Below are 16,328 nucleotides of genomic sequence, written 5' to 3' on the forward strand. Positions count from 1 at the left end.
GGCGCGGATGAGCGACGGGGCTATCCGAAGGCGTCGGCCATGAAGTGCTGGTGCGTGGTGGGCGGCGGAGACGACGGGATCACCGGGGTGGGGCGGGTGGCGGTGTGCCAGAGCGGGCGCAGGTCGGCGGGGCGGCCGCCGAGGGCGAAGACGAGGCGGCTCGTGACGGACCAGCCCAGCAGGTGAGGGCTGGTGAGCGCGCGGGCGATGTGGCCGATGGTCAGTGTGTCGGCGGTGGCGGCACGGATGCGCCACAGATCGGGCCGGTCCGCGGCGAGGTAGAGGCCGCGGAGCGCGTCGCGCAGCTGGGCGCGGGCCTGTCCGGGGTCCCCGGCCGAGGCGACGTCTGGTTGCGTGGGTGCGGACAGGGGGCCGGTGGGGCGATGGGCGTTCTCCCACAAGGGGCGAACTTCGTGCGGGTTGCCGTCGCATGCGGCGACCAGGTTCTTGACGACCGGCCAGGACGGGCGGCGCGTACCGGCGAGCAGGCGGGAAAGGTGGGAGGGGGAGATACCGGTCTCGGCGGCGGTCTGCCTGAGCGGCTTGCCCGTACGGCGCTGCAGGAAGGACAGAGCGCCGGCGAGCTGCTGCGGCGGGGTCTGGGTGGCGAACGGGGCCGCGGTCGCGGTGTCGTTGTCCGTGTCGGCCTCCTCGGCGGGCGGGCGGCGCTGCGAGGGAACGGCCGGGGAGACCGCGGGCTGACCGGCCTGGCGAGCGGCCCGGTTGGCCCGGTAGTTGTCCAGCCGACGCGTGATCATGCTCATCGGCCACTTCTTGCGCAGCCGCTCCCCACTGAACCCCAGAGGTGCGCCGAGCTGGTCCCAGGTCTGGCCGCGTGCCCGACCCCGTGCGATGTTCAGCGCCGTGAAGTCCTGCAGGCTCCGCTGCACCTCGGCCACGATCCACAGCAGTTCATACGGGCCGTCACCGTTGTGGATCGCGGCCAGCAGGTTGTTGGCGAGCTGGTCGATGTCCTCACCGACCGCCTGCAGATCGTCGTCGTACGGGCTGCTCCCGGGCCCTTCGGACCCCTTGTTCCGGCGGCTCGCCGACGCCTTGCACTCCGGGGAGCAGTAGGTGAACGGGCGGCCCTGCCTGCGCTCCTGCCGAAAGGGTGTTCCGCACTGCGGGCACGTCGCGTTCCTGAACGCGCCAACTGCCATGACTGAGCCCCTTCCGGGGGAAATGCGGGTAGATGTTTACGGGTCGCGGCTGGTCGTCCACGGCCGGTTTTGCAGCAAATTCGCCGGCCGTCCACGTCACTTCGCCCCGTCGGGTGCCGGCCCGTGCTCGGCAGCGCCCCACACCCGACGGTGACGGCGGATCGGCTCAGTTCAGGCGAGCGCGCCGGTAGGAGACATGCGTACGACGTGCGGCAGCCGTCACGAACGCCGTCACCCGCGGCACGCTCCACCCGCCCGGCACCCCGCTGATGGCGACGACGGGCAGCACCAGGACCGCGCGGAACAGGCTGCCGCCCGCGGTGACCGTCAAGTCATCGCCCCAACGGGTTTCCCGGCTCGGAAGGGGCGGGATGATAGCTTCGCCATCACGCGCCGGGAGCCCTAACGGCCTCTGGTCGGCTGGACGGTTCACGGACATGGCGAAGTCCTCTCCGAGGGAGTCGTTCGTGCCGGGGACCGGCATGGTGTGAGCGACAGACCCTGGCTCGGTTTCGTAGGCCCCGCCAGGGTCACTGTCTTTTCCACCGGCGCACCGCACCGGCACCCGGACACTACTTCGCTCCCCAGCGCAGCGCCACGCGCACGGAGCGTTATGGCCGGAGACGACCACCCCGGCCGCGCAAACCCGCCCGCCTCTGCCAACTCACCAGTACAGCCCGGTTTTCGCACACCCGGTCAGATGCAGAAGCGAACGATCCAATAACGTCGCACATCGATCACCCTCACGACGATGGCCACGGATCGTGGCGCCCTTCAGAGGCATGACACCCCTGCCCCCTCCAGGGGACGCGATCCCCTCCTTGGAACCGAGCCCGCTGGCCCAGCGACCACGAGGCCGACCTCCAAACAGCCCTCGAACCAGCGCCGATGCCCGTCTCATAGTGGCACCACGCACCCCCGCCCCCAGAACTATGGTGCCCCACCACATACGCCCCTGACCTGCACATTCCTACGGTATGGCAACACACAACCGTCCCCGCCGACCGCCAGGAAGTGGTGCTGATGTCCTCCCCCGCGACCTCTCCCCCACGCCCCTCCCACCTCCCCCGCATCGTCGCCGCCAGCCTCATCGGGACGACCATCGAGTGGTACGACTTCTTCTTGTACGGGTCCGCCGCCGCGCTGGTCTTCAACAAGCTGTTCTTTCCCGGGTCCGATCCGCTCGTCGGGACGCTGCTGTCCTTCCTCACCTACGCCGTGGGGTTCGCCGCCCGGCCGCTGGGTGCCCTGGTGTTCGGGCACTTCGGGGACCGGATCGGACGCAAGAAGCTGCTGGTGCTCAGTCTCGTCATGATGGGCGGGGCGACGTTCGCGATCGGGCTGCTGCCGACGCACGCCACGGTCGGGTCCGCCGCGCCCGTTCTGCTCACCGCGTTGCGGCTGGTGCAGGGGTTTGCGCTCGGGGGCGAGTGGGGTGGGGCCGTACTGCTGGTGTCGGAGCACGGTGACGCCCGGCGCCGCGGGTTCTGGGCCTCGTGGCCGCAGACCGGCGCTCCGGCCGGACAGTTGCTCGCGACCGGGGTGCTCTCCGCGCTCACCGCACTCCTCTCCGACGACGCCTTCCTCTCCTGGGGGTGGCGCGTACCGTTCCTGCTGTCCGGCGTCCTGGTGATGGTCGGCCTGTGGATACGTCTCTCTGTCGATGAATCACCTGTGTTCAAGGCCGCGTTGGCGCGCGCCGAGGCACGCGAGGCCGACCCGGCGGACAGGTCGCGGGGCGGCGCCGAGAAGCTGCCCCTCGTCGCCGTCCTGCGCGACCACTGGCGCGACGTCCTGGTCGCGATGGGCGCCCGCATGGCGGAGAACATCAGCTACTACGTGATCACCGCCTTCATCCTCGTGTACGCGACGACGTCGGCCGGGATGGCGAAGCAGACCGCGCTCAACGCCGTACTCATCGCCTCCGCCGTGCACTTCGCCGTGATCCCCGCGTGGGGTGCGCTCTCCGACCGGATCGGGCGGCGGCCCGTCTATCTGATCGGCGCGGTCGGAGTCGGTGCCTGGATGTTCCCCTTCTTCTCGTTGATCGATACGGCGGATTTCGGCAACCTGGTCCTCGCCGTCACCGTCGGACTGGTCTTCCACGGCGCCATGTACGCGCCCCAAGCGGCCTTCTTCACCGAGATGTTCGCGACCCGGATGCGGTACTCGGGAGCGTCCATCGGCGCCCAGTTCGCCTCGGTCGCCGCCGGAGCGCCCGCGCCGCTCATCGCCACCGCCCTGCTCTCCGACTACGACAGCTCCACCCCCATCGCCCTGTATGTGATCGCGGCCGCCGTCCTCACGGTGATCGCCGTCGCGTGCGCCCACGAGACCCGCCATCGCGACCTGGACGACATCGAACGCGCCGACCGCGCCCAGGCCTCGGTCAGCGTCTGACCGCCGTCGACATCGCGTGCAGGCGCAGCGCCAGCTGGATCTCCAGCGCCCGGGCCGGACACTGCCAGTCCGGCCCGAGCAACCGGCCTATTCGCTCCAGGCGTTGGGCCACCGTGTTCACATGGACGTGCAGGTCGTCCTTGGTGCGCGCCGGGCTCATCCCGCTGGCGAAGTACGCGTCGAGCGTGCGCACCAGGTCGGTGCCGCGCCTCTCGTCGTACGTCACGACCTCGCCGATGGTGCGGTCGACGAAGCCGTCGATGTCGCGGGTGTCCGCGAGGAGCAGGCCGAGGAAGCCCAGGTCCTGGGCGGCCGCGCCCTCGCCGGACCGCCCGAGCAACCGCAGCGCCTCCAGACACCGGCGCGCCTCCCCGTACCCCTCGGCCACCGAGCCGGGGTGCGCGGCGGGCGCTTCGACCGGGGCCGACGCGCCGACCGTGACGGGTTCGCGCAGGGCCGCGCCGAGTTGCTTGGCCAGCTGACGGGCGACCTCGGCCGGTGTGTCGCCCGGGCCGAGCGGCAGCAGCAGGACGGTGCCGCCGTCGCGGGCGGCGGCCAGGCCGTGCCGGGTCGCCGCCAGATGCGCGGCGGCCGAGCCCATGCGCTGCCGGTCGGCCGTCTGCCGCTCCGCCGTGCCGTCCTCGGGCCCTTCCATGCGGGCGGCCAGGACGACGTGCGGGGCGTCCAGGTCGGCTCGCAGCCGTGCCGCGCGGTCCCGCAGCAGACGCGGGTCGCGGCCGGGCGCGTCCAGCAGGTCGTCCAGGAGCTCACCGCGCACGCGCTGTTCGGCCTCGCCCGCCGAGCGCCGGGCGAGCAGCAGCAGCGAGGTGACCATCGCGGCCCGCTCCAGGGTGCGGCGGTCGACCGGGTCGAGCCCGGGGTGGCCGCGCAGCACGAGCGCGCCGAGCAACTCGCCGCCGGCCGAGACCGTGGCCACCCAGTCCCGACCGTTGCGTATCGCATGGCCGTCCGTGCCCGTCAGGTCGAGCGCGGTGAAGGCCGGTGAGTCGGCGTCCGCGAACTCGACCGTGCCGTCCAGGACTTCGGACACCGCGCTCGCCACGTCGTGGACGCCGCCGCCGCGCAGCACCAGTTCGGTGAGCCGGTCGTGGACCTCGGAGGCGCGCTCCAGGACCGCGCTGTGATCCCTGATGATCTCGTTGGCCCGCTCCAGCTCGGCCAGGGCCGATCTGGTCTCGGCGAGGAGGTTGGCGGTGTCGATGGCGACAGCGGCGTGCGCGGCGAACGAACCGAGGAGGGCGATCTCCTCGCGGGCGAAGACCCGGCTGTGCCGGTCGGCGGCGAAGAGCACACCGATCACATTGCTCCCCAGCATCAGCGGTACGCCGAGGATCGCGACCAGGCCCTCGTCCCGCACGCCCGTGTCGATGGCCCGGGTGTGCCGGAAGCGCTCGTCGTCGAAGTAGCTCGACGTGACGTACGGGCGGGCGGTCTGCGCGACGAGGCCGCCCAGGCCCTCGCCCATGCCGAGCCGCAGCTGCTGGAAGCGGGCGGCCACCGAGCCTTCGGTGACCCGCATATAAGTGTCGCCCGCCGCGGGGTCGTTGAGGCTCAGATACGCGACCTCCGTGCCGAGCAGGGACCGGGCGCGCTGCACGATCGCCCGCAGCACCGCGTCGAGATCGCGCAGTCCCGCGAGGTCGTGGGCGGTCTCGAACAGGGCGGAGAGCTCGGCCTCCCTGCGCCGTCTGCCCTCCAGGTCGGCGCGGACCCGCAGGGCGAGCTGTCTGGCCGCCTCCAGGGCGGCCAGCGCCTCGGGTCCGGCGCCGTCGGCGCGCGCCAGCAGCGCCGGCCGGTCGTACGCCTCGGCCGCCGCGCCGCGCGCCAGAAGCTCCAGGTAGGGGACTTCGGCGTACTCGGTGAACTGCGGGTGATCGTGGGACATGTTCACAGGGATACCTGCCGTACGGGCCAGCGCGCCAGGCCTGTGGACAACTGTTGGCAGGGTCCGGTCACGTGGCGGATGTGCGTCAGTGGGCGGTCCAGCCGCCGTCGAGGGCGAACGAGGTCCCGGTGATGAACGACGCCTGCGGAGTGCAGAGATAGGCCACCGCCTCGGCGACCTCGGACGGCTCCACGAGACGTTTGAGCGCGGAGTCCTTCAGCAGCACCTCGGCCAGGACCCGCTCCTCGGGGATGCCGTGGGTGGCCGCCTGGTCGGCGATCTGCCGCTCGACGAGCCCGGTGCGGACGTAGCCGGGACTGACGCAGTTCGAGGTCACCCCGTGCTCGGCGCCCTCCAGGGCGGCGGTCTTGGAGAGCCCTTCGAGACCGTGCTTGGCGGACACATAGGCCGACTTGTACGCGGAGGCCCGCAGCCCGTGCACCGACGAGATGTTGACGATGCGCCCCCAGCCCTGCCCGTACATGTGCGGCAGCGCCCCTCTGATCAGCCGGAACGGCGCCTCCAGCATCACCGTGAGCACGGTGTGGAACATCTCGGGCGGGAACTCCTCGATGGGACGCACCAGTTGCAGCCCGGCGTTGTTCACCAGGATGTCCGTGCCGGTGGCGGCCTGTTCGGCGGCCTCCAGGTCGGTCAGGTCCAGGACCAGCGGCTCGACGGATCCGGCGAGGCCGGTGTCCGCCGCGGCCAGGGCATCAAGGCCCGCGGCGTCCCGGTCGACGGCCCGCACCTTGGCGCCGGCGGCGGCCAGGCGCAGGGCGCAGGCCCGGCCGATGCCGCCGGCGGCTCCGGTGACCAGTGCGGTACGGCCGCCCAGGTCGAGGGCGACGGGCGCGGGCTGGGGCGCGGGGACGGGACCAGGTGTGGTGGGCGTGGTCATGTTTCCGACCCTAGGCAGTGCGCCCGCCCACCACCCATGTGGTGCGCACCCACACTTCAGTGCTCGGTCATAGGCGCGAACCATGTCGGTTCATTGGCAAGCGCCTGTTTGATACGGAAGAGGGCGAAGTCCTGGAGCTCCGGCAGCGCGTCGACCGGGAACCAGCCGACCTCCAGGGACTCCTCGTCGTTGACGCGCGCCTCGCCGCCGACGGCCCGGCAGAGCAAGCAGATGTCCATGAACTGGCAGCGGTCGCCGTTGGGGTAGGTGACCGGGCTCAGCGCGTCGACCAGGATCACCTTCTCGACGACGCACCGGACGGCGGTCTCCTCGTACACCTCGCGCACAGCGGTCTCGGCGGGCTGTTCGCCGGGCTCCGGGATCCCACCGATGATCGACCACTCGCCGGAGTCGGCTCGTCTGCCGAGCAGTACGCGGCCGTCGTCGTCGAAGACGACGGCGCTGACTCCGGGCAGGAACAGGAGCTGGTGTCCGGCCGAGGCCCGGATCGCGCGGATGAACTCAGGTGTCGCCATGGCCTCGACCCTAACGAGACACCGGCGTGACGTCCGGCGCAACGTCCGACGCCTCACGACGCGCGCGTACCGTGCGGGTCACCGCCCAGCCGAGGCCCGCCGCCGCGAGCGCCACCAGCGCCCACTCGGGCGCCGTGCCCAGCCGGGTCGCCGGGGTCTTGGAGGAGCGCAGCGGCACCTTGGCGACGAGCGAGGCGGGAGTGAACATCGCCGTCTTCTGGACCACCTTGCCGTCGGGCATGATCACGGCACTGACGCCGCTGGTGACCGGGACCGTGACGGTCCGGCTGTGCTCGACGGCCCGCACGCGCGACATGGCGAGCTGCTGGTAGGTCATCTCACTGCGGTCGAAGGTCGCGTTGTTGCTCGGCACCGAGATGATCTGGGCGCCGTGGGTGACGGTGTCGCGCACGGCCCAGTCGAACGCGGCCTCGTAGCAGGTGGCGATGCCCACCTTGGTGCCCGCCATGTCGAACACGCCCGGCTCGGTGCCCCTGCTGAAGTCCTGGCGGACCATGGAGACATAGCCCGGGCTGAACTGCTTGATGAAGCCGCGCAGCGGGATGTACTCGCCGAAGGGCTGGATCTGCCGCTTGTCGTAGGTGGCGCCGGGGCCCGTCTTCGGGTCCCACAGGACCTGCTCGTTGAAGAGGCTGCCGTCGCTGCGCTGGACGACCGCGCCCACCGAGATGGGGGCGCCGATCATCTTGGCGGCGTGGTCGATGTCGTTGTAGGCCTGGGCGTCGGTGTACGGGTCGACGTCCGAGGAGTTCTCCGGCCACAGGACGAAGTCGGGCTTGGCGGCCTTGCCCTGCCTGACCTTCTCGGCCAGGCGCAGGGTCTCACGCACGTGGTAGTCGAGCACGGCACGGCGCTGCTCGTTGAAGCCGAGGCCCAGGCGCGGCACATTGCCCTGGATCACCGCGACGGTGGCCGTGCCGTCCTCGGCCGCGTCGCTGACCAGCGGCGTCGCGGCGAAGGCGGCGGCGACGGGCGCGACCAGGGCGAGCAGCGCACCGGCTGCGGCGCCCCTGCGCAGGACACCGGTGGCGCGCAGGCGCAGCGCCTGGCGGACGGTCTCGTACAGCCCGAAGCCGCAGAGCACCACGGCGAAGCCGAGCACCGGCGTACCGCCGAGGGCGGCCAGCGGCAGGAACACGCCGTCCGCCTGGCCGAAGGCCAGCTTGCCCCAGGGGAAGCCGCCGAACGGCATACGCGCGCGTGCCGCCTCGGAGGCGATCCACATCGCCGCGCCCCACAGCGGCCATCCGGGCAGCCGGGAGACCACCGCGATCCCGGCGCCGGCGGCGGCGACCCCGATGGCCTCGATGGCCGCGAGGGCCAGCCACGGGCCGGGCCCGACCTCCACGCCCGTCCACACCAGCAGCGGCAGCAGGAAGCCGAGACCGAAGAGGTAGCCGAGACCGAATCCGGCCTTCCAGGTCCGGCCGCGCAGACACCAGCCGACCAGCGCGAACGCGGGCACCGCCAGCCACCACAGGGGCCGGGGCGGGAAGCTCAGATACAGGAGCACACCGGACAGCGCGGCCGTCGCGGGCCGTACGAGCCGGTGCAGCAGCCGACGGCCGCGCGAGGCGGCGGCGGGCTGCGGTTCGAGCTGCTCTGGCTCGGCTGTGGGGGTGGTGGTCGTGCTCACCCGGCGGAGTCTACGGCCGCGGGCTGTGAGTGCGGCAGCCCGATTCGTACAGTAACCGTCCTTATTCGTACGATCACCGCGTACGGGGTCCTGCGATCGCCGGTCACCACTCGGCGAGACGGCGGCGCTGGAACGTTTCTGCACATCTGTACCCACATCGTGCCCCGCGCCGTTACCGTGTGCGTCAGCGGTTGGAGCGTCGGGGGGCGGGGATGAGCGCACGGGAAGGCCGGTCCGGCGCACCCGAACGCGCGGGCGGGGCCGATCTCGTCGGAGTCCTGGTGCTCGGCGCCTGCGCGGGCTGGTCGCTGGTCTCGGCGGTGGGGCGCGAGGCCCGGCCCGAAGGGGTGCTGCTCGCGGTGCTCGCGGTCGCCGCCGGGTACGCGCTGGGCCGGATCAGCGGCGGCCTGGTGCCGGTCGCGGCGGCGACGGCGGCCGCGCTCGCCGGTCTTGTCGTGGCACTCGCGTCGCGGGACGGGGTGCCGGGCGCCACCGTCGACCCCCTGCCGGGCCATATCGGCGTCTCGGCGGCGCTCCCGGTGCTCGCGGCCGGTGGAGCCTGCTGCGCGGCCTGGGCGGCCCGTACGGCGGCGCTCCGGCTGGCCCTGCGGCTGCTCGCCGTCGGGTGCGCGGGCGTGGCCCTCGCGCTCGGTTCGGTGGCGGGCTGCGCGGCGGCGCTCGGCGTACTGCTCTGCTCGCTGGCGGCGGCCCGGATGCGGCGCCGGGCGGTCGGCCTCGCGGGGCTCGCGGCGGTCACCGCGCTGGTGGCGGTGGGGTCGGTGGCCGTGGCCGAGGACGCGCTGCCCAGTGGGCTCACCGTCTCGTTGCAGGGCCAGCTGACGCCGGAGCGCGTGCTGCTGTGGCGCGACGCGGTGGACCTCGCCGAGAAGCATCCCGTGCGGGGCACCGGGCCGGACCGGTTCGGCGGCTTCAGCCCCGCCGCCCAGCGATCCGCGCTCACCACCGGCAAGCCGCACTCCGCGCTGTTGCAGCAGGCGTCGGAGCAGGGGGTGGTCGGCGCGGGGCTGCTGAGCGCCGCGTACGGCTGGATGCTCTACGGACTGTGGCGCTCGCCCCGCCCCACCGCGGTGGTCCTCACGGCGGGCGCGGCACTGACCGCCCTCGCGGCGTTCGCCTGCGTGGGCAACGCGCTGAGCTTCACCCCGGTGACGATGGGAGCGGGCCTGCTGGCCGGACTGGCCACCGCACGACCACCCGGCGACGGACGGCCGGAGCCGGACCGGGAGGCGGGGGTGGTGAGGGCGCGGGGGTGACGGGCGGGAGCGGTGGTCGAGCCGTGGCGCACGCCACGCGTGCGTGGCCGCCGCCGCGCCCGTATCAGGCCTCGGCCGGCTTCGTCGTGCTCAGCAGGCGCAGGCGGGCGCGGATCACGCGGACCGCGGCCTCGGCGTCGTCCACCGTGACCGTGAAGACGCGGCCGTCACCGAGCCGCAGCATGACGCCCTCACCCCGGCGCACCACGACGGCGGTGCCCTTCTCGGGACGCCAGCGATAGCCCCAGCCGCCCCACTGGCGCGGCGTGACGCGCGGCACGAAGTCCGCGCCGACCACATCGCCGAGCGGGATACGTCGGCGTGGCAGGCCGATGTGACCGCAGCGCACTTCGAGGGAGTCGTCGTCGACCTTGACGGCCACATGGACGAAGGCGAGGGTCCCGTAGATCACCAGGAGACCGGCGGCGACACAGCCGATCACCGACATGAGCAGCGGCGCGATGCCGGACGTCCACGCGGAGTCGACGGCCAGCTCGACACCGAGGGCGATACAGGCCGCACCGCCCGCCGCGAGCAGCCACTGGACACGGTTGGTCGCGCGACCGGTCCAGAGCGCCGGCTGCGGGGTGGCCGTCTCGGCGCCGTTTTCGTGCGCCGGGAACTCGGGGGGCAGATCCCTCATGCCTAGCAGACTACTCAGAATGCGCCGGACCGGCAGCCACCCACGCTCAGTGAGCGGGGCTGACCACCTGTAGCAGGAGGCCTTCGGGGTAGCCGAGCGCGGGCTCGGGAAGCGCGGCGACGCGGCCGCTGAGCAGCACGGTCACACCGCCCGTGGGCGCGGCGTCGGGAGCCGGCTCGATGCCCGCGCGGCGCAGCGCCTGGGCGGCGACGGCGGACGCGCTGCCGTACAGCTCGGGCGCGGGCGTCCCGGGCCGGGAGACCGCCGCGAGGATGCGTTCGGCGACCAGTTCGTAATGGGTGCAGCCCAGGACGACGGCCCTTACATCCGAGGGCGTGCGCTCGGCGGCGGCCGCGATGGCCAGCTCGATCGCGGCCTCGTCGCCGTGCTCCAATGCGTCCGCGAGCCCCGGGCAGGGGACCTCGGTCACCGCGACGCCGTCGGCGAAGTCACGGATCAGCCCGCGCTGGTAGGGGCTGCCGGTGGTGGCGGGCGTCGCCCAGATGGCGACAGGGCCCCCGCCCGAGGCGGCCGGCTTGATCGCCGGTACGGTCCCGATCACCGGGATCCGGGGCTCCAGTTCGGCGCGCAGGGCCGCGAGGGCGTGTACGGAGGCGGTGTTGCAGGCGACGATCAGCGCGTCCGGCCGGTGCTCGGCGGCGGCACGCGCCACCGCGAGGGCGCGCGCGGTGATCTCCTCGGGGGTGTGCGGGCCCCACGGCATGGTGTCCGGGGCGGAGGAGAGAACCAGGTCGGCGTCGGGCCGCATCCGGCGCACCGCGGCGGCCGCCGCCAGCAGGCCGATTCCCGAGTCCATGAGCGCGATCTTCACCCGGTCACCATAGTCGACCGCCCTTGCGCACCGGCTCAGGTGGTGCAGACTGCGGCGGATGAGCGCCCTCGCATGGATCGCCGTGGTGTCACTGGTCTGCTGGCTCTGGCTGCTGCTCGGGCAGGGGTTCTTCTGGCGCACCGACCAGCGGCTGCCGGCCCGTTCCGCCCCGCCGGACTGGCCGTATGTCGCCATCGTGGTACCGGCCCGGGACGAGGCCGAGGTGCTGCCGCGCAGTCTGCCGACGCTGCTCGCCCAGGACTATCCGGGCGAGGCCGAGATCTTCCTCGTGGACGACGGCAGTTCGGACGGCACCGGCGAGCTGGCCCGGGCGCTGGCCGCGCGGGAGGACTGCGCGCTGCCGCTGACCGTGCTCGCGCCCGGCGAGCCGGGGCCCGGCTGGACCGGGAAGCTGTGGGCGCTGCGCGAGGGGATCGCGCTGGCCCGTACGCGGGATCCGGAGTATCTGCTGCTCACGGACGCCGACATCGCCCATGAGCCGGACAGCCTGCGGGAGTTGGTGGCCGCGGCCCGCTCCCAGGGGCTCGATCTGGTGTCGCAGATGGCGCGGCTGCGGGTCGCGAGCGGCTGGGAGCGCCTGGTGGTGCCCGCCTTCGTCTACTTCTTCGCGCAGCTCTACCCGTTCCGCTGGATCAACACCGAGGGGGCGCGCACGGCGGCCGCGGCGGGCGGCTGCGTCCTGCTGCGCACCGAGGCGGCCGAGCGGGCGCGCATTCCGGAGTCGGTGCGCCAAGCGGTGATCGACGACGTGTCGGTGGCGCGCGCGGTGCGGCGCTCGGGCGGCCGGATCTGGCTGGGGCTCGCCGAGCGCGTCGACAGTGTGCGCCCGTATCCGCGCCTCGCGGACCTGTGGCGGATGGTCTCGCGCAGCGCGTACGCCCAGCTGCGGCACAACCCCCTGCTGCTGCTCGGTACGGTCGTGGGGCTCGCGCTCGTCTACCTCGCGCCCCCGGCCGCGCTCGTCGCCGGGCTGCTGCGGGACGACCCGGTCGCGGGCTGGGCGGGCGCGCTCGCCTGGCTGGTGATGGCCGGGACGTACGTACCGATGCTGCGCTACTACCGCCAGCCGCCGCTGCTCGCCCCGCTGCTGCCGTTCACCGCGCTGCTGTATCTGCTGATGACGGTGGACTCGGCGGTGCAGCACTACCGGGGGCGCGGGGCGGCGTGGAAGGGGCGCACGTATGCGCGGCCGGAAGCGTCGCCTGAGCAGTGAGCCGGGCCGGGCCGAAGCGCTTCGACCGGCCGAACATGCCGAACCCGTCGAACCACCCGGGCCGCCGCAGCCGCCCGAACCGCGCCCACGCGCGCGTCATTTGCGGCCCGGTGTCCAGTTCATGCCCCAGCCGTACGCCTGGTCGATGGTGCGCTGCGGGCTGACTCCGCGCGCGGGCACCAGATAGCGGGCCTCGCGCTGGACGACGAGGTCCGCTCCGGTGTTGGTGATCAGCGCGAGGGCGCAGACCGTGGAGGGCACGGTGCACTCGTCGAGGGAGAAGTCGATCGCCGCGCCGTGCTGAGGCTGGAGCGTGACCGTGGCGTGCAGATCGGCGAAGCTGCGCGCGCCCTCGTAGATGGTGACGAAGATCAGCAGGCGGCGGAACTGGTCCTTGTGGTCGAGGTTGACCGTGAGGTTCTCGCCGGACGACACCGCTCCCGTACGGTCGTCGCCGTCGAGGTGGATGTACGGGGGCCGGTTGAGCGAGCCGAAGGCGTTGCCCAGGGCCTGGACGACTCCCTTGCGGCCGTCGGCGAGCTCATAGAGGGCGCACAGGTCGAGATCGAGGTCGGTGTGGTTGGCGACGGCCCGGCCCAGCTTGGCGCCCCAGCCGCTGAGCTGCTTGCGCACCTGCCAGTTGAGGTTGACCCGCAGGGCCCCGGAACCGCCGCCCTGCTTGGCCAGCGAGACCGTGGGCGCCGCCTTGGTCAGCGTCACCTTGCTCAGGCGCACGGGGGCGGGCGGCGCGGCGGGGGGCGGCGGGGCGGCCGCCGGGAAGGACGGGACGGTCGGCGCGGCCGCGGGCTGTGCGGGCGCCACCGGCGAGGGCTGTGGCGCGGCCGCCACCGGCGCCACGGCCGGTGCGGTCCGCGCAGGCGGGGACGGCGCCGCGGCCGGCTTGTCGACCGTGATCCCGAAGTCCGTTGCCAGCCCTTCGAGTCCGGAGCCGTAGCCCTGCCCGACCGCCCGGAACTTCCAGCCGCCCTGGCGCCGGTAGAGCTCCCCCAGGATGAACGCCGTCTCGACGGTCGCGTCCGTGCTGTCGAAGCGGGCGATCTCCGCGCCGCCCTCCGCGTCGAGCACCCGGACGCACAGCCCCGGGACGCGGCCAAACGTTCCGCCGTCGGCGGAGGCCGCGAGCACCACCCGCTCCACCTCGGGCTCCACGCGCGCGAGGTCGACGTACAGCGTGTCCGTCACGCCCTCGGGAGAGCTCCGCTTGCCCTCGTGGCGTACGGCGCCGGAGGCGTGCGCCGCCTGGTTGTAGAAGACGAAGTCCGCGTCCGAGCGGACCTTTCCGGTGGCCGCCGCGATCAGCAGGGCGGAGGCGTCGGCGTCCGGCACCCCTGGACCCGAACGCCAGGCCAATTCGACGCGAACAGTCCGCGCCGGCACAGGAACATTGGACCCCTTAAGCATGGACATGCTCGCCCCCATAGCGACTCCGGGTGCCGAAAAGATTCTCCGCACCGTCAACCTAACTCCCGGCCGAGGTTCCGGCACCCGGCGGTAACCCCTCCCGAGCTCGGCCTTTACACGATTCGTACGCTCCTGGGCGACCGATTTTCCCAGATTCGCTCGCATTGGGGATGGGCGGTCACTCCGAACCCGTGAAACAACCCTCTTATCGGGCTCCCCAACGACCACATCGTGGGCTTAACTTATGTGCCATGACCTCCCCCCGCTCCACCTATGGCGGCGGTTACTACTCCGCGCCGTCCTTCCCGGACACCCCCATCTACGACTCCCTCGTCGCAGAACGGGGTACGCCTCAGATCGCCCCGATCCGAGTGCCTTCCATGTACGACACCGGCAGCAACAGCTACCTGCCGGCCCTTCCGGCCGCGCTCCCCGCCCTGCCCGCCGGTCCCTCGCAGCAGCCCGCGTACGCCTCGTCGTACGGATACCAGCAGGCGCAGCAGCCGATGCCGCTGCAGCAGGCGCCCGCGCCGTACATCCCGCAGCAGGTCGGCGTCCCGCGCGGCTACCCGGCCCCGCAGGCGCAGCAGCAGCGCCCGATGGCCCCCACCGGCTACGAGGCGATGCGTCCGGCGGCTCCGCGCCCGGCGCCCGCCCCCTCGCCGTACGACGGCTACCACCAGCCGTACCAGAACACGGGGTACTGAGCCGCCCCTTCCGCCGTTCGACCGGATGTCCGAGGCGGCTGGCAAGATTGGTTCATGGAGAGCCGAGTTCAGCCAGTCGTCCACGATGTCCACATCTACCCAGTCAAGTCGGTCGGGGGGATCCGGCTGGACGAGGTGGAGGTCGAACCGTGGGGTCCGGCCGGTGACCGTCGCTGGATGGTCGTCGACGCGGACGGGAAGGCCGTTACCCAACGCGAGCAGGCGCGGCTGGCGTTGGCCGCCGCCGGCACACTGCCGGGCGGCGGCGTCCTGCTGTCCGCGCCCGGCCAGGAGGACCTGACGGTCTCGCCGCCCGAGCCGATCGGTGCGAGCGGGGTCAGTCTCTTCGGCAAGAAGGTCAAGGCGATACCGGCGGCCGACGCCGCGCACGAGTGGTTCAGCGACTACCTCGGGGTGGAGGTGCGGCTGGTCCACCTCGACGACCCCGCGACCCGGCGGCCGATCGACCCGGACTTCGCGCTGCCGGGCGAGACGGTGAGCTTCGCCGACGGCTTTCCGCTGCTCGTCACGACACTCGCGTCGCTGGACGCGCTCAACTCACTGATCGCGCAGGGCGACCGGCCGCACGAGGGCCCGCTCCCGATGAACCGGTTCCGCCCCAATGTCGTCGTGGACAACACCGAGGCCTGGGCCGAGGACCACTGGTCGCGGATCGCGATCGGCGAGCTCACCTTCCGGGTCGCCAAGCCCTGCGGCCGGTGTGTCGTCACCACGACCGACCAGTCCTCCGCCGAGCGCGGCCGCGAGCCGCTGCGCACGCTCGGCCGCCACCGCCGCTTCGGCACGAAGCTGGTCTTCGGGCAGAACGTCGTCCCCGAGCGGCCCGGCGTCATTCGCACCGGTGATCCCGTGCGCGTTCTCGCATAGCGGGCCCGGCTGCGGGAACTCGTGGGGGCAGTGGACGCGTTGTGCGGGAGGGGGCACGGGTGACCTTGCTCTCTCTTGGTCCCGCCCGTGCGTGCGACGGGCCGTTCCGGGCCAGGACGGAAGCGGAAGGGGGTGCGATTCAGTGCGATCCGCAGTGGGGGTGTGGCGTTGGCGGAAGAACCCCTTACGCCGCCGTACGGATCTCGTGGAGGCGTGGGTGGCGCTGGCCGCCCTGGTGTTGACCCTGCTGGCCATGCCGGTGCTGGGGAGCGTGTGCGGAGTGATGGCGGACCGCGCGCTGCACCGCACGGTCGTCAGGGAGCAGCGCACACGCCACGCGACGACGGCCGTGGTGGTCCGCGAGGCGCACGAACACAGCGCGGCGTCCGACTTCGACGGCCTGGGCGGCGGCCGCGAGGGCCGGGTGCGGGTGGTGGCCAACTGGACGGCGTACGACGGAAGCGCGCACACCGGCACGGTCTCGGCGCCCCGGCGCTCGGTGCCGCCGGGCACCACCTTCCGTATATGGACCGACGACAAGGGCATGCGAGCGACCCGTCCGCTGGACTCCGGCACGGCGCACGCGCACGCGGTCTTCGCCGGTCTTGGCGCGGCCCTGGCAGCGGCCGGGCTCATCGAGGGCATACGAAGGCTGGTCGTATGGCGTCTGGTGCGACGGCGGTACGCCCGTCTCGACCGCGCCTGGGCCCGATGCGGTCCGGACTGGGGCCGTACGGGAGCAGGCAGCTGACCGGTCAACTCACC

15 protein-coding genes are annotated in these 16,328 nt (G+C 72.7%); 6 read left to right on the forward strand and 9 right to left on the reverse strand.

Annotated features, from left to right (window positions below):
* Positions 1-20 precede the first annotated feature (20 nt).
* Both ACGFRG_RS04550 and ACGFRG_RS04555 read right to left on the reverse strand, forming a co-directional pair.
* The gene (locus ACGFRG_RS04550) at positions 21-1,163 is read right to left on the reverse strand and encodes a helix-turn-helix domain-containing protein (protein WP_393261259.1); all 1,143 of its coding nucleotides are present in this window, start codon (positions 1,161-1,163) and stop codon (positions 21-23) included.
* Between the two features lie 166 nt (positions 1,164-1,329).
* Positions 1,330-1,494 carry a hypothetical protein gene (locus ACGFRG_RS04555; RefSeq protein WP_361423653.1) on the reverse strand — a complete coding sequence of 55 codons (165 nt, stop codon included), beginning with the start codon at positions 1,492-1,494 and terminating at the stop codon, positions 1,330-1,332.
* A 692-nt stretch (positions 1,495-2,186) separates the two neighbouring features.
* On the opposite strand from ACGFRG_RS04555, the gene ACGFRG_RS04560 reads away from it, so the two are divergent.
* Positions 2,187-3,563 carry an MFS transporter gene (locus ACGFRG_RS04560; RefSeq protein WP_393261261.1) on the forward strand — a complete coding sequence of 459 codons (1,377 nt, stop codon included), beginning with the start codon at positions 2,187-2,189 and terminating at the stop codon, positions 3,561-3,563.
* Here the strand turns inward: ACGFRG_RS04560 and ACGFRG_RS04565 are convergent.
* From ACGFRG_RS04565 to lnt, 4 genes are all read right to left on the reverse strand, one after another.
* On the reverse strand, positions 3,553-5,469 hold the full coding sequence (locus ACGFRG_RS04565) for a GAF domain-containing protein (protein ID WP_361423647.1): 1,917 nt from the start codon (positions 5,467-5,469) through the stop codon (positions 3,553-3,555). The two genes, ACGFRG_RS04560 and ACGFRG_RS04565, sit on opposite strands and share 11 nt — an antisense overlap.
* Before the next feature lie 85 nt (positions 5,470-5,554).
* Positions 5,555-6,370, reverse strand: a complete 816-nt coding sequence (locus ACGFRG_RS04570; RefSeq protein WP_393261264.1) for a 3-hydroxybutyrate dehydrogenase — start codon at positions 6,368-6,370, stop codon at positions 5,555-5,557.
* Between the two features lie 56 nt (positions 6,371-6,426).
* Positions 6,427-6,906, reverse strand: a complete 480-nt coding sequence (locus ACGFRG_RS04575; RefSeq protein ID WP_361423641.1) for an NUDIX domain-containing protein — start codon at positions 6,904-6,906, stop codon at positions 6,427-6,429.
* Between the two features lie 10 nt (positions 6,907-6,916).
* The gene (lnt, locus tag ACGFRG_RS04580; RefSeq protein WP_361423638.1) at positions 6,917-8,563 is read right to left on the reverse strand and encodes an apolipoprotein N-acyltransferase; all 1,647 of its coding nucleotides are present in this window, start codon (positions 8,561-8,563) and stop codon (positions 6,917-6,919) included.
* A gap of 212 nt (positions 8,564-8,775) precedes the next feature.
* Here lnt and ACGFRG_RS04585 point away from each other — a divergent pair, with 212 nt between their 5' ends.
* Positions 8,776-9,837, forward strand: a complete 1,062-nt coding sequence (locus ACGFRG_RS04585) for an O-antigen ligase family protein (RefSeq protein WP_393261266.1) — start codon at positions 8,776-8,778, stop codon at positions 9,835-9,837.
* Between the two features lie 64 nt (positions 9,838-9,901).
* On the opposite strand, the gene ACGFRG_RS04590 is transcribed toward ACGFRG_RS04585, so the two are convergent.
* Entirely contained in the window at positions 9,902-10,480 is a 579-nt protein-coding gene (locus ACGFRG_RS04590; RefSeq protein WP_361423632.1) for a hypothetical protein, read from the reverse strand.
* A 46-nt stretch (positions 10,481-10,526) separates the two neighbouring features.
* A complete protein-coding gene (locus ACGFRG_RS04595) occupies positions 10,527-11,312 on the reverse strand; it encodes an aspartate/glutamate racemase family protein (RefSeq protein WP_361423629.1) in 786 nt (261 codons plus the stop codon).
* 58 nt (positions 11,313-11,370) lie between these two features.
* Here ACGFRG_RS04595 and ACGFRG_RS04600 point away from each other — a divergent pair, with 58 nt between their 5' ends.
* Positions 11,371-12,546 carry a glycosyltransferase gene (locus ACGFRG_RS04600; RefSeq protein WP_393261270.1) on the forward strand — a complete coding sequence of 392 codons (1,176 nt, stop codon included), beginning with the start codon at positions 11,371-11,373 and terminating at the stop codon, positions 12,544-12,546.
* A gap of 96 nt (positions 12,547-12,642) precedes the next feature.
* On the opposite strand, the gene ACGFRG_RS04605 is transcribed toward ACGFRG_RS04600, so the two are convergent.
* Entirely contained in the window at positions 12,643-13,986 is a 1,344-nt protein-coding gene (locus tag ACGFRG_RS04605; RefSeq protein WP_393261273.1) for a TerD family protein, read from the reverse strand.
* A 233-nt stretch (positions 13,987-14,219) separates the two neighbouring features.
* On the opposite strand from ACGFRG_RS04605, the gene ACGFRG_RS04610 reads away from it, so the two are divergent.
* The 3 genes from ACGFRG_RS04610 to ACGFRG_RS04620 all read left to right on the forward strand — a co-directional run bounded on the left by ACGFRG_RS04610 (position 14,220) and on the right by ACGFRG_RS04620 (position 16,314).
* Complete coding sequence (locus tag ACGFRG_RS04610) at positions 14,220-14,675, forward strand: DUF6643 family protein (protein WP_361423620.1); 456 nt, start codon at positions 14,220-14,222, stop codon at positions 14,673-14,675.
* A gap of 54 nt (positions 14,676-14,729) precedes the next feature.
* Positions 14,730-15,563, forward strand: coding sequence for an MOSC N-terminal beta barrel domain-containing protein (locus tag ACGFRG_RS04615; RefSeq protein ID WP_361423617.1), 834 nt, complete (start codon positions 14,730-14,732; stop codon positions 15,561-15,563).
* 142 nt (positions 15,564-15,705) lie between these two features.
* The gene (locus tag ACGFRG_RS04620; protein WP_393261277.1) at positions 15,706-16,314 is read left to right on the forward strand and encodes a hypothetical protein; all 609 of its coding nucleotides are present in this window, start codon (positions 15,706-15,708) and stop codon (positions 16,312-16,314) included.
* Positions 16,315-16,328: the final 14 nt, after the last annotated feature.

Source organism: Streptomyces sp. NPDC048696, from assembly GCF_043198895.1.
Taxonomy (GTDB): domain Bacteria; phylum Actinomycetota; class Actinomycetes; order Streptomycetales; family Streptomycetaceae; genus Streptomyces.